Annotated in this window: 14 protein-coding genes and 1 tRNA gene; 10 read left to right on the top strand and 5 right to left on the bottom strand. The window is 38.3% G+C overall.

Annotated elements, in window-relative coordinates; translation table 11 throughout:
• Positions 1 to 78: 78 nt before the first annotated feature.
• Positions 79 to 417: a DUF3276 family protein gene (locus B4B65_RS08905; protein ID WP_002993713.1), complete on the bottom strand. Its 339-nt coding sequence runs from the start codon at positions 415 to 417 to the stop codon at positions 79 to 81.
• A 271-nt stretch (positions 418 to 688) separates the two neighbouring features.
• On the opposite strand from B4B65_RS08905, the gene B4B65_RS08900 reads away from it, so the two are divergent.
• From B4B65_RS08900 to B4B65_RS08885, 4 genes are read left to right on the top strand one after another with little or no spacing between them, the layout of a single operon-like run.
• A complete protein-coding gene (locus tag B4B65_RS08900; protein WP_293915179.1) occupies positions 689 to 1,573 on the top strand; it encodes a LiaF transmembrane domain-containing protein in 885 nt (294 codons plus the stop codon).
• Between the two features lie 11 nt (positions 1,574 to 1,584).
• Positions 1,585 to 2,628: a sensor histidine kinase gene (locus tag B4B65_RS08895; RefSeq protein ID WP_002993709.1), complete on the top strand. Its 1,044-nt coding sequence runs from the start codon at positions 1,585 to 1,587 to the stop codon at positions 2,626 to 2,628.
• Positions 2,621 to 3,364, top strand: a complete 744-nt coding sequence (locus tag B4B65_RS08890) for a LytR/AlgR family response regulator transcription factor (RefSeq protein ID WP_201680047.1) — start codon at positions 2,621 to 2,623, stop codon at positions 3,362 to 3,364. Before B4B65_RS08895 ends, B4B65_RS08890 begins: the two co-directional genes overlap by 8 nt.
• 27 nt (positions 3,365 to 3,391) lie before the next feature.
• The gene (locus tag B4B65_RS08885) at positions 3,392 to 4,843 is read left to right on the top strand and encodes a serine hydrolase (protein WP_293915174.1); all 1,452 of its coding nucleotides are present in this window, start codon (positions 3,392 to 3,394) and stop codon (positions 4,841 to 4,843) included.
• A 61-nt stretch (positions 4,844 to 4,904) separates the two neighbouring features.
• Here B4B65_RS08885 and B4B65_RS08880 read toward each other — a convergent pair whose 3' ends face one another.
• Together B4B65_RS08880 and B4B65_RS08875 are read right to left on the bottom strand one after the other, a co-directional pair.
• Positions 4,905 to 5,387 (bottom strand): peroxiredoxin family protein, encoded by a 483-nt coding sequence (locus B4B65_RS08880; RefSeq protein WP_293915172.1) that lies wholly within the window; start codon positions 5,385 to 5,387, stop codon positions 4,905 to 4,907.
• Between the two features lie 10 nt (positions 5,388 to 5,397).
• Positions 5,398 to 6,573, bottom strand: a complete 1,176-nt coding sequence (locus tag B4B65_RS08875) for a hypothetical protein (protein WP_201680050.1) — start codon at positions 6,571 to 6,573, stop codon at positions 5,398 to 5,400.
• Positions 6,574 to 6,710: 137 nt separating this feature from the next.
• On the opposite strand from B4B65_RS08875, the gene purN reads away from it, so the two are divergent.
• From purN to B4B65_RS08860, 3 genes are all read left to right on the top strand, one after another.
• Positions 6,711 to 7,286, top strand: coding sequence for a phosphoribosylglycinamide formyltransferase (purN, locus tag B4B65_RS08870; protein ID WP_002993695.1), 576 nt, complete (start codon positions 6,711 to 6,713; stop codon positions 7,284 to 7,286).
• A gap of 71 nt (positions 7,287 to 7,357) precedes the next feature.
• Positions 7,358 to 8,884: a bifunctional phosphoribosylaminoimidazolecarboxamide formyltransferase/IMP cyclohydrolase gene (purH, locus tag B4B65_RS08865; protein ID WP_293915168.1), complete on the top strand. Its 1,527-nt coding sequence runs from the start codon at positions 7,358 to 7,360 to the stop codon at positions 8,882 to 8,884.
• A 172-nt stretch (positions 8,885 to 9,056) separates the two neighbouring features.
• Positions 9,057 to 9,944, top strand: a complete 888-nt coding sequence (locus B4B65_RS08860; RefSeq protein WP_293915166.1) for an alkaline phosphatase — start codon at positions 9,057 to 9,059, stop codon at positions 9,942 to 9,944.
• A 136-nt stretch (positions 9,945 to 10,080) separates the two neighbouring features.
• On the opposite strand, the gene B4B65_RS08855 is transcribed toward B4B65_RS08860, so the two are convergent.
• Positions 10,081 to 10,611, bottom strand: coding sequence for a 5' nucleotidase, NT5C type (locus B4B65_RS08855; protein ID WP_293915164.1), 531 nt, complete (start codon positions 10,609 to 10,611; stop codon positions 10,081 to 10,083).
• A gap of 72 nt (positions 10,612 to 10,683) precedes the next feature.
• On the opposite strand from B4B65_RS08855, the gene B4B65_RS08850 reads away from it, so the two are divergent.
• Complete coding sequence (locus B4B65_RS08850) at positions 10,684 to 11,430, top strand: DeoR/GlpR family DNA-binding transcription regulator (RefSeq protein ID WP_293915162.1); 747 nt, start codon at positions 10,684 to 10,686, stop codon at positions 11,428 to 11,430.
• Between the two features lie 50 nt (positions 11,431 to 11,480).
• The gene (locus B4B65_RS08845) at positions 11,481 to 12,443 is read left to right on the top strand and encodes an alpha/beta hydrolase (RefSeq protein ID WP_293915160.1); all 963 of its coding nucleotides are present in this window, start codon (positions 11,481 to 11,483) and stop codon (positions 12,441 to 12,443) included.
• A gap of 56 nt (positions 12,444 to 12,499) precedes the next feature.
• Here the strand turns inward: B4B65_RS08845 and B4B65_RS08840 are convergent.
• Positions 12,500 to 12,580, bottom strand: a tRNA-Leu gene (locus B4B65_RS08840).
• 157 nt (positions 12,581 to 12,737) lie between these two features.
• Here B4B65_RS08840 and B4B65_RS08835 point away from each other — a divergent pair.
• Positions 12,738 to 13,442 (top strand): hypothetical protein, encoded by a 705-nt coding sequence (locus tag B4B65_RS08835; protein WP_293915158.1) that lies wholly within the window; start codon positions 12,738 to 12,740, stop codon positions 13,440 to 13,442.
• Positions 13,443 to 13,496 lie beyond the last annotated feature (54 nt).

The following is a 13,496-nucleotide window of genomic DNA, read 5'->3' as shown; positions in this document are numbered from 1 at the left end:
TTTCAGCAAACAGATGTAACAACTTTATAAAAAAAGCCACTATGGGAATAGTGGCTCTTATTCTAGGCTAGGCACACCTTAGAATGAAAAGTCGTCTCTTTGAGCAATTTTGCTACCCTCAGCATAACCTGCATCTTCAAAATTAGGCTCGTAACGTTTCTCAACAACATCCTGATTCGACTTGATGTATTCCACAACATCTTTTAATCCTTCAGCAAATTTTTCAAAATCTTCTTTATATAAGAAAATCTTGTGTTTGATAAACTGTCCGTCTTCAAAACGTTTTTTACTTTCTGTGATGGTAATGTAATAATCGTCTGAACGAGTTGCCTTTACATCAAAAAAATAAGTACGTTTTCCAGCTCTCACTTTTTTTGAAAATACCTCTTCGCGCTCTTTGTTTTCAAAATCTCCCATTATTAACTATTTAAGTTTAAGTTCCATTTTCCGTCATAAATATATAATAATTATATTCTTTTCTCCAAATTTTAATAATAAAAAACTTATTATTTTTCTCAAAATAGGAAAATATTGCTTTTTTTATGACAAATAATGGTTGGAAAACATTTTACCGATAAAAAAGCGATATTCACCGACTTTTTGATTCTAATAACCTAAATAGTGTTTTGCTCTCCTTATATTAGCTCTACATTTGAACTATCAAAAACATAGTAAAACAAATAAAACAATGAAAACGACAAATAATAACTCGACGCCTCCGAATATCCCACGCATGCCGAACGACAACCGTAATACCATAGGAGCAATCATTATAATAACTGGATTAGCATTACTATTAAAAAACCTTAACATCGGAGATCTGTTCCCGGACTGGTTGTTTAGCTGGCCGATGATATTGGTGGTGGTAGGTCTTATTATAGGTGTCAATTCCAAATTTGAACGTAAGGCTTCTATTATCCTGTTAATCATTGGTGGGCTTTTTCTATTCAGAGAAATTACAGACCTTTCCTTCGGACGAGTAATACTTCCACTTGGTATCATTATACTTGGATACTACCTGATATCTAAAAAGAATTCAAACTACATACCTCCTGTGCCTCCGGTACCACCGGGTCAGGATGACTTTGACTGGGATAAACGAGTAGTTGATTCATCAGAAGAAACAGCTGCAAATTGTTCTTCTGAAAGTAAAACCGAAAATACAGATCCTAATTTTCAGTCCTCGTACCAAAGTACGGGGCAATCTTCTTATGACCGGTTCAATCCACAGTCTGAAGATATCCTGAATGTAAACTCAGCATTCAGTTCAATGAAAAAACTGGTGTTATCCAAAAAATTTCTTGGAGGCCGTGTTTCCAACTTATTCGGTTCTGTAGAAATCAATTTATTACAGGCGGATCTGCAGCAACCAATAGCGATAGAGGTATTTCAGTTATTCGGAAGTACACAAATTATTCTTCCAAGCCACTGGCAGGCTTCTTCCAACATTTCCTCTTTATTGGGTGATGTCGACGACCGCCGGTTTCCTTCCGGAATAGGTCTGGATCCGAATAAGAAGATATACATTACCGGAAGTACAATATTTGGAGGTATTACACTTAAAAACGCATAATACAGACGAGAATGTTATTTTTTAAGTTACCCGCAAATAAAAATTATCTGATCCATGTCTCTGCATGGACAATTTGTATATTATACTTTTTGGTTGTATTTGGTCTGTTGATATGGAGCGGTACAACCAAAGAAATCGCGTTGTATGATGCCGGGATTAATGCCTTAAGCATCACTTTGTGTTGTTATATTCTATCCAGCACCATTAATTTTTTCCTGCCTCGAAAAGGTCAGATGCTTCGGTTGTCCGCAATCGGTCTTATTGTTGTTGCCCTTGGGCTCTACGTAAGCCGCATTATTCTCCTGCAGATTTTCTCTTTGATAGACATCAGTTATTTTGACTTTAGTATCCCCTACCGGGTTATTCTCAATTTTCTTGTTTTATTCTGTATTGCCATTCTGCAGATCGTATGGAATATTCAGGAAGAATATGAAGAAAATAAGAAAAGAAAGGAAGAATCTGAAAAGATGGTCAGAGATGCCGAATTATATAATCTCAGACAGCAGTTGCAGCCCCATTTTTTATTCAATAGTTTAAATTCCATTATAGCACTGATTGGTATTAAACCTGAGAAAGCACGTGAAATGACTTTTCAGCTTTCCGACTTTCTGCGGGGAACAATGAGAAAGGACAATCTCAGTCTGATCTCACTAAAAGACGAGCTCTCTCATCTGCAGCTCTATCTGGACATTGAAAAAGTACGCTTTGGTCATCGCCTGAATACAGAAGTTCATTTCCCTGAAGAGCTGTCTGAAACAAAGCTACCCACTATGATTATCCAGCCTTTGCTGGAAAATGCTATAAAATTCGGGCTTTACAACATTACCGGAGATGTCCTTATCAAAGTCGAGGTTTCCTACGCAGATAATCTTCTTTGGATCAGAATCACCAACCCTATTGAAAATGATCAGTATGAAAACACCAAAGGTACAGGCTTCGGATTAAGCAGTGTACAACGCAGGTTGTTCCTGATCTTCGGTCGCACAGACCTTTTATTTACCGAAACAAAAGATAAGAGCTTTATATCAACCCTAAAAATACCTCAATATGATTAAGACCATTATTATAGATGACGAACCCCTTGCCAGAAGTATTATTTCAGCTTATTTACAACAACATCCGGACTATACGGTTGTTGCAGAATGTAATGATGGATTTGAGGGAATAAAGGCTATTCAGCAGCACAAACCCGATCTTATATTTCTGGATATTCAAATGCCTAAATTAAATGGTTTTGAACTATTGGAGATTATTGACGAACAGCCACAAGTCATTTTTACCACTGCTTTTGATGAATTTGCAATCAAGGCTTTTGAAAAAAATGCAATTGATTATCTGCTGAAACCGATCAGCCAGTCAAGGTTTGACCAGGCAGTCAGCAAATTCAACACGGCATTCAAACAGTCTACTCTGGCGGCCACTCCTGTTAAGATTAAAGAATCTCTGGAAGGAGAAGAGCAAAATCTGGAACGTATAGTTGTTAAGAATGGTGCACAAATCAAAATAATTCCGGTACAACAGGTTATTTTTCTGGAAGCATATGACGATTATGTGAAGATACACACAAAAGAAGGAATGTTTTTGAAAAACAAAACCATGTCATCTTTTGAAAAGCAACTGGATCCGAAAAACTTTGTCCGTGTACATCGTTCTTTCATGATCCGGGTTGATCAGTTATCAAAAATAGAACCTCTGGAAAAAGAGAATTACATTGCTACACTCATCTCAGGAGACAAAATAAATGTCAGCAAATCAGGTTATGCCAGATTAAAACAATTAATTGGTATGTAGCATTTCATTGCTTAATTTTGTCCTGCAATGACAAAATATATAATATCTCTGTCTTGTCTGTTGATCGCTTTATCATTAAAAGCTCAACAGACAAGTTCTCAACAACAGCAAAATAAAGCCGTATTTAATAAAATTGAATTTTTTCTGAACAATCAGCAGGTAGATTCCATTTATAATATGGCAGATGAGAGTTTTCAAAAAGCCATCCCCAAAAGCAGATTGGCATCTATACTTACTCAGAATGTGTTTCCGAAAGGTCGCATCCGTTCAGCTACATTGGAAAGTTTTGACAGCGGAATCGGTGCTTATCGCTTAGATTATGCTGATGGTCCTCTGCAGCTTTTACTGGTTATCGACAAGAGTCTGCATTACAATACTTTTCTGATAAAACCTTATCCAAAAGCAGAGAAACAGGAGGAAACAAAAACGGATACGATACTAACTGATAAATCAGTTAAAGAATCCCCTCTTGACTTTTATGTGGATTCTATTGCGAAAGCATATCTTAAAAAGCCGAACACGGCATCACTTACTATTGGAGTAATCAAAAATAATCAGGTCAAGACTTATTTTTTCGGTGAAACAACAAAAGGAAATTCAACTTTACCAACGGAAACATCCCTTTATGAAATAGGTTCCGTCACCAAGGTATTTACAGCGACATTATTAGCAGATTTAGTATTGAAAAATACAATCTCTCTGGATGACGCCATTACAAAATATCTGCCGGATTCCCTGAAAACCAATACCGATCTTCAGAAAATCACCTTCCGGTCTTTAGCTAACCATACGTCAGGTTTGCCCCGATTGCCCGGCAATCTGGAAACGGTAAAAGGCTATACCGAATTGGATCCCTATAAGGCATATGACCGTAAAGCACTTTATGCCTATCTCAAAACCTTCAAAGCAGAGCAAGCTCCCGGTGAAAAATTTGAATACAGCAATATAGGGTTTGGATTATTAGGCGAGCTGATCAGTGTAATCAGTAAAAAAACATACAACCAACTGATACAGGATATCATTGCAAAACCCCTCAGTTTGAATGCGACTACAGATAAAGTAGATCCAAAAAACAATCAGTTGGTCAGTGTCTATAACAGCAAAGGTGAGCAGGTACCTGTCTGGAATTTCAATGCACTTGCCGGTACAGGGGCTTTAAAATCTACTGTTACAGATATGCTTCAATTTGCACGCACTCAGTTCAAGATGCCGGAGACCGACATTGAAAAAGCGATAGCGGAAACCAAGCAGTTCACTTATTTCCTGCCTCCTGATACCGATCTGGGGATGGCATGGCATATCAATATGCTGGAAGGCATCACATTTTACTGGCATAATGGCGGAACCAACGGAAGCCGTTCGTTTATCGGAATCGCTCCGGATGAAAAATCCGCAGTGGTTGTATTGTCCAATTCAGCTGTTGAGACAGATGAATACGCTATGAAAATTTTAGATTATTTGCTGACTCAGAAAAATTAACAACATTCAGCTGTCAAAAATGATTGGTTTCATGATCTGATGAAACCAATCATTATAAATCTTATTTCAGATAAGTAACCAGTTTACGGGCATCCTCTTCCCCGTCAAAGTGCTTGATCAGCTTCCTGGTCTTTGCATCATACACGTAAACCGATGGATACTGTGTAGGATTAAATTTAGGGATAAACTCAATATCCTTGTCATGCAAAAACACTACGTTTTTCCTGTTCTTTAATGCCGGAATATACATTTCAATAAACCCGTCTACATAAGGCTTATCATTAATGGTCACAAAATAAATCTGGGTTTTCGAAAATTTATCAATGTTTTTGGCGATTCCGGCAGCCATTTTCTGACAATGCCCACAGCCCGGATCATAATAATTGAAGACAATATATCCTGATGAAGGAAGTTTATCCTGTTTGAATGGCTGATTATTCTGTAATAAATAAAAAGTAAAATCCGGTATGCTGGCCGGTGCTTTTTGTGCTGCAGCATGGCTTGTAAAATAGACGCTCAGTAAAATAACAATCAGTTTTTTCATTATATAATATTTAGTCCTTGTGCATTAAAGATACTATTTCATATGATATTACGCCAGTTTTATTATCCGCTCTGTATAGTCCCAACTGGATCTCGTTGCCGTCCGCTTTGATAGGATACATCGCAGATTTATAAGCTCCGCTGGGCGAAAGAGGCGTATTAATAACTTTAAAATTAATACCATCCTGACTATAGGCAATATACAGTTCATTACCATAATAATTATTGACCCGGCCTACATCTACCAACATAAAATAAAGACGTCCTACCATAAAAGCATCCAGATGCCAGGGATCCATTCCCGTACCCCAGGGGCGGTTGATAAATTTACACAGTTGTGTCGTACTGAATTTGCCAAAAGAGTCAATCTGTGCAGAAGTTCGCCTATGAACAAAGGCATGTGTCTGATTGCCCTGAGGACCTATAGGGTGTTTGGCCGAACTGTAGATCACATCGTAGCAGTTATATTTACCAGTGTGATCCTGAAAGATTGCCGGAGACAAAAGCAGGTTTGCAGCATCCACACCTTCAGAATCGGAAGAATACAACATCCATACTTTAGACCAGTTGGCACCATCACGGGAAGAGCGGTGTACAATTGCACGTTCATGATCGCCAAACCGCACGCCCAGTTTACCATTTGGCATAGCATCTCCTCTATAAAAGATATGCATCAGCCCTTTATCATCCAGATACAACTTCGGATCACTCCAGTATGCATGTGAAGGTTTTGCGGGCGGAATATCAATAGGATTGCGGATACCCTTAGGCTCTTCCCAGTGAATGCCGTCATTGGAACAGACTACAGTAGGATTCTCAAAACCGGGATCAGACTTTGTCTGTCCGAAATAGGGAGACATGGCCATCCAGTACCGGAATCCATTCCATTTGTTGTCCACATACACGACACTGGGATGGCAAAAACTATCGTATAACAAGGGCAGCCGCTGTCCGTCATTCTTTCCCTCTGCAGAAGCTCTTCCGACCGCAGTTACCGCAATTTCGATAGCAGGAGCTACCACTTTGGTATTGCTGACCTGCAGATTGAGACGAGGCATATCCATATTCATGATATACGATCGAAGATTGATTCCCGAAGTAGCAAGCTGTGCCGTGACAGTCTGTTGAAATGCACTGCTCACTAAATAGATTACACATGAGAGCTTTAGAAGTATTTGTTTCCTCATAAGGGATAGAAGTCCAATTTAATTGTAAGATTTGGCTCCAATTTCTGCATTTAACGCATATCTTACAATAATTTAATGAAAAATTTAAGTATTTTTGGTTAGTTTTAGTTAATGGTTATCAATAAGGAAGAAAGTCTGTGAAAAAACGTATCGCTATTTTTGCTTCAGGATCAGGTTCTAATGCTCAGAAAATAATGGAGCATTTTAAATATTCAGATACAGCCGAGGTCGCATTGATCTTAAGTAATAATCCCGAGTCATATGTACTGCAACGTGCAGATAACTTTGAGATTCCTTCTCACGTATTTGACAGACATGATTTTTTCCAAACAGATGATATTGTTAAACTACTGAAAAATCTGAATATCGATCTGATTGTATTAGCTGGTTTTCTGTGGCTTGTTCCGGAAAATTTACTGAAAGCTTTTCCAAATAAGATCATCAATATCCACCCGGCCTTGCTTCCTAAATTTGGTGGCAAAGGAATGTATGGGGATCGCGTTCATAAAGCGATACTCGAGGCCAAAGAATCCGAACACGGGATTACTATTCATTTTGTAAATGAGCATTTTGATGAAGGTGAAGTCATTTATCAGGCCAAATTTAAGGTGGAATCCGGCGATACGCTGGAAATTATAAAATTCAAAGGCCAGCAACTGGAACATCTTCACTACCCTAAAGTGATTGAAAACCTGTTAAAAAAGTACAATTGATAATTTACTAAAATACGCCTTAGGCTATTCTGTATTATTTTGTATCTTTGCGGCTTCCAAACAAAATAATAATGAGCCATCCTGTAAAGATTAAAAATGCTTTAGTGTCTGTATATTACAAAGACAATTTAGCGCCTCTCATTCAACTGCTGCACAAACATGGTGTGACCTTCTACTCTACCGGAGGTACCGAAGCATTTATCAAAGATTTAGGTATCGGTGTTGTACCTGTAGAAGATCTGACCAGCTACCCTTCTATTTTAGGCGGACGTGTCAAAACGTTACACCCTAAAGTATTCGGAGGTATTCTGGCAAGAAGACCGTTGGAAGATGACCAGAAACAACTGGAACAATATGAAATTCCGGAAATTGATTTGGTTATCGTTGATCTTTATCCGTTTGAAGAAACAGTTGCTTCCGGAGCTCAGGAACAGGATATTATTGAAAAAATCGATATTGGTGGTATTTCATTGATCCGCGCTGCTGCGAAAAACTTTAATGATGTTGTGATCCTGTCTTCTAAAAATGATTATCAGGAACTTGAAAATATATTAGCGACTCAGGAAGGAAGTACGACACTTGAGCAACGTAAGGAATTTGCAAAACGCGCTTTCAATACATCGTCTCATTACGATACAGCTATTTTTAACTATTTCAATCAGGAGAACCCTCTTGATGTGTTCAAACAGTCTGAACAAGCAGCACAGGTATTACGCTACGGAGAAAATCCGCATCAGAAAGGTGTTTTCTATGGCAACCTGGATGCGATGTTTGACAAGCTGAACGGTAAAGAACTTTCATACAATAATTTAGTAGATGTAGATGCTGCCGTATCTATTATCGATGAATTTGAAGAACCTACTTTTGCGATCCTGAAACATACAAATGCCTGTGGTGTGGCTTCACGTCCAACTGTAAAACAAGCATGGACAGATGCGCTGGCATGTGATCCTGTCTCCGCATTCGGAGGTGTTTTGATTACAAATCGTGAGGTAGATGCAGAAACAGCTACAGAAATTAACAATCTTTTCTTTGAGGTATTGATTGCTCCTGCTTACTCTGAAGAAGCGAAAGCTATCCTCACAGCAAAGAAAAACCGTATCATTCTGGTTCGTAAGGATGTGAAATTACCTCAGCAACAATTCAAAACATTATTGAATGGTGTCATTCAGCAGGATAAAGACAATACGGTAGAAAATCCGGATCAGATGACTTCTGTTACGAATGTTAAGCCTACTGCAGAGCAGTTGGAAGACCTGTACTTTGCCAATAAAATTGTGAAACATACCAAATCCAATACTATTGTTTTTGCAAAAGACGGTCAGCTGTTAGCTTCAGGCGTGGGGCAAACTTCACGCGTAGACGCCCTGAAACAAGCGATCGAGAAAGCTAAATCATTTGGTTTTGATCTTAACGGATCGTCAATGGCTTCAGATGCATTTTTCCCTTTCCCTGATTGCGTAGAGCTTGCCGCAGAAGCTGGTATTGCCGCGGTATTACAACCGGGAGGATCGATCAAAGACCAACTGTCTATTGATATGGCAAATGAAAAAGGCCTTGCAATGGTGACGACAGGTGTACGCCACTTCAAACACTAATAAGACAGACGTTAAACATATAACATAGTACAATATTAAGGCTGGGTTCTCTACAGAACTCAGCCTTATTTTTTTATAACAAAACCGTTGGACAATCGATTGCTTAAACCTCATATATAGCGATTTACGTAGCAAAAGAATATATTTGACTAATTTGTAAATCTAATAACCAATGAAAAAATTATTTCTATGTGCAGTGATCTGTTTAAGTGTATTTACACTGCAGGCACAGATCAAAAAAGCAAAGCATATTGTAGTCATCGGCTGTGATGGATTGGGTGCATATGCCCTACCTAAAGCAGATATGCCAAATGTCAAATCAGTAATGGCATCCGGCGCATGGAGTCTGCATGCCCGCTCAGTTCTTCCTTCTTCCAGTGCTGTTAACTGGGCATCGATGCTGATGGGTGCCGGTCCTACTCAACATGGTTTTACAGAATGGGGAAGTCAAAAGCCGGAGATTCCATCTGCATACACAACTGCTGCATACAAACAGTTTCCAAGTATCTTCAGTGTAATCCGGGATCAAAAGCCAAAGGCTGTCACTGCAGCAGTATACAGCTGGCCGGGAATTGGTTACCTGATCGAAAAAGATGCAATTACACATGTATTACCCGCAAATGATGATGAAGAAAAATGTGTGAACGATGCCATAGAAACAATCAAAACAATAAAACCGCTGTTTACATTTATTCATTTTGATGAACCGGATCATACAGGACATGCCAAAGGCCATCGCACAGCTGAATATTATGAAATTCTGAAAACAGTAGACGCACGGATAGGTAAGATACTGAATGCAATAAAAGATGCAGGTATAGCGAACGAAACTATTGTACTCATCACATCAGATCATGGAGGAATAGATAAAGGCCACGGTGGAAAATCACTGGATGAAGTGGAGATCCCATGGATTATCAGCGGACCGGGTGTGAAAGTAAATCATGAAATCAAAAACACCATTATCACCTATGATACGGGTGCTACCTTAGCCTGGATATTGGGACTTGACCAACCTCAGGCATGGAGAGGTAAAGCTATAACGGAAGCTTTTAAATAGAAATAAACAGCCCTGAAAAATCAATACAGGGTTTTCTCAGTTCAGGCATAAATTTCAGATACCTATAAGGAATTGCAGCACATAAAGATTGTGCTGCAATTCCGGTTCGAATAGGATTACACAAGCAAATTATTGCTTACTTCAAAAAATATTCCCCTACCTCTTTCCAGTTCATCAGTCTTTCATATCCTTGTTCGTTTACATTATGAAAGGAATTAAAAAGGACTGGCTTTCCCTGAAAAGTACGCAAATTACTGATGTGGTCATCAAGAAGATAGTCGGTCTTAATCATGCTTTTATCACCACAGAAAACAATATTTTTCCAGGAAATAAAAGGAAAATATTCCGCCAGCCAGTCAAATTTTTCCCGAAGTGAATGCGGAAATTCCATTGCTGCAGACACTACATATACTTTATACCTGTTCTGCAACTCCCGAACAATTTCTATCGCATCTTCAGCAACAGGTAGGGTTCTGAAAAAGCCCTCAGTATGCAGATAGCGGTATATCGCTGTTTCGTCGGGCAAACCCAAACCCTCAGATTTTCCCAACATGGATAAAGGATCCAGCCGGATTCCTGTTTCATTATAATAATATGAGAGATAATGCTTTTGGTTATCGGCCAGTACACCATCCATATCAAGCGCAATTATTTTCTGTTGTTCCATGCTGCAATATGCAATATTTTGCAATAAATTGCAAATATTTGCTGTTTATTATTTTAAATGCTACTTTAGCTTATGCTAAAACAGGAACGCTTATCTACCATATTAAATGAACTTCACAAAAGAGGAGTTGTCTCTTATGCTGAACTGTCAGCTGTTATAACAGCATCTGAAGACACTGTAAGAAGAGATATCAAAGAACTAGACAGCCAGGGCCTTCTCAAAGCTGTACGTGGAGGTGCAACAACCCTGTCGAAGATTCCGCATCATTACAGACAACGTGAAATAAGAGATATTGAGGAAAAGAAAGTCATTGCCCGCAAAGCATTATCCCTGATCAAACACAATCAGCTTCTTTTTTTCGATGGAGGAACATCCGCTTTGGAGTTGGCTAAAATATTACCACAGGATCTCAGAGCTACGATTATAACAAATAGTTTTCCGGTGGCCAATGTTCTGGAAGATCACCCGACATGCGAACTATTGTTTCTTGGCGGTCGTCTTTCTAAAACAGCATTTGCGACATATGGCAACGAAACTCTTCTGAATATCCAGAAATTCAGGGCAGATTACTACTTCTTTGGTGTATCCAGTATCACGCCTGATGAATTGTATTGTAAAGATCTGGAAGACGCTGAAATGAAACGGGAAATAATTGCTAACAGCACCAATACGATTGGTCTTTGTACGTCAGATAAACTGAACAGTACAGATAATTATTATGTAGCAAAGACAAAATCTCTGCATATGCTGATAACAGAATGCGACCCGGATAGTATCCTGTTAGAAGATTACAATACCATCGGAGTAGAAGTCCGTTAATGAATACGCATATGAAGCTAAAATTGTATAATTAGGTTAAATACTGCTATATGGAAGATCAATTACCTATCTATCAGACTGACATTCTGGGAAGTCCTTATGAACAACTTACACTGAGACTCAAAGATGATTACGAAGGAAAAGCTGTGGCAACGGTCGTTCGGAAAAAAAGTGAAATTGTCACCCGAAAAGCTGTACTGTACATACACGGCTATATTGATTATTTCTTTCAAAAAGAGATGGCAGAGCGATTCAATCATCACGGATATGACTTCTATGCTTTGGATCTGCGAAAATACGGACGCTCTTATCTTCCTCATCAAAAACTATTTAATGTCAGAGACTTACGTGAGTATGACGAAGAAATTGATCTGACCCTGAAATTGATTGCTGATGAAGGGCATAGTTCGGTTATTTTATCTGGTCATTCTACGGGCGGACTCACAGTTACCTATTATGCAATTCGTCATCCGCATCATTCCTTAATCAAAGGCCTATGGGCAAATAGCCCGTTTTATGATTTTAATGTAGATGCTTTGTCTAAACGTATAGCAATACCTTTTGCCAGCAGCATAGCTAAAGTATTCCCCCACCTTCGCCTTCCGAACGGGTTAAACCGTTATTATGCAGGAAGTCTGCATAAGGATCTTTCAGGTGAATGGGATTTTGATCTGAATTGGAAGCCTGTACAATATCCCTACTCTTATGCAGGGTTTATAAGAGCCATACATAAGACGCATAAAGTACTGCACAAGGGTGCAACACTTACGATTCCTGCCCTGATTATGCATTCACATCAAAGCAAAAAGCCAAAAGTATGGAATCAGGAGGTCAACAGCAGTGATCTTGTACTCGAAGTTAAAGATATCCACAAATATGCCTTAAAGCTGACAGGAGATATTACTATCAGGGCTGTTGAAAATGGGGTACATGATCTTGTTCTTTCCGGAAAAGAAGTCAGGACAAAAGTTTACGAGACCTTGTTTTCATGGCTTAAAGAAAAGAATCTTTAGACAGATTTTATCTGCCAATAAAAAAGGTTTACATTTTTCAATGTAAACCTTTTTTGTGCCCAAGACTGGAGTCGAACCAGCAAACCTTGCGGCGCCGCCACCTGAAGACGGTGCGTATACCATTTCGCCACTTGGGCAGCACGACAAATATAAGGAGAAATCGCCTTTTTTCATCTAAAAAATCAAAAATCTTATACAAGTTAGTATAACATCCTGATCAATATAGAATTAAAAAAAAATAAGCTATTATTGCAGGCAAATAAGTCAAAAAATATAAATTTATCAACACGGGTTATGAAGACCATCTTTCAGTATCTTTTCCTTGCCTTGATGTCTATAGGCATTTATAGTAGTTCATATGCGCAGGATTATCTCATCACTTTAAAAGGAGATACAATATGGGGTAAAATGGAAGAATTAAGTTCTATAAAAGTTAAGTTCAGACAGAGTAATACAGCACAGTCAATCATTTATAGCAGTGATGAAATTATTAAAATTTTCAATGATGAGAAAAAGGAAATCTTCAAATCAATAAAATGGGAATATAAAGAAGGTGCCAAACTATTTGAATACTCCCCTGATGAATGGTTAAATAGTAAGATGGCTAAAAATGAATTTCAGCAATGTGTAGTAGATGGAGTTATTGAAATCTTTCATATAAGAGATCGAAAGTGGAAATTCTTAACAGCATTTACTAATACGGGGTCAGGAACCGGATTTGGCTATGCACATTCTGATTATATATTTGGAAGAAAATTGCACTCCAAAACGTTTGTGGAATTAAACAATAAGGTTCTGTTTAAAAAACAAAAGGAAAAACGGAAAGAGAAGCTCCTTAAGCTAATCGGAGATGATGAAGCTTTGACAGACGAGTTATTAAAAGATAACAAATACGATATTGAAACAATCATCGATTATACAACAAGATATAATATCAAAAACGAATATAAATTACATCTATCATCACCTTTTAAAATAAATAAAGTATCTAATCCATAACCTCTAAAAACATTATGACTGCTGCAGTAATAGTTACTACAACAGTCATCGTGT

The sequence above is a fragment of the Sphingobacterium sp. UBA5789 genome, assembly GCF_002418355.1.
Lineage (GTDB): Bacteria > Bacteroidota > Bacteroidia > Sphingobacteriales > Sphingobacteriaceae > Sphingobacterium.
The sequence above is the reverse complement of the archived record's forward strand: the minus strand, read 5'-3'. Positions and strand labels throughout refer to the sequence as shown.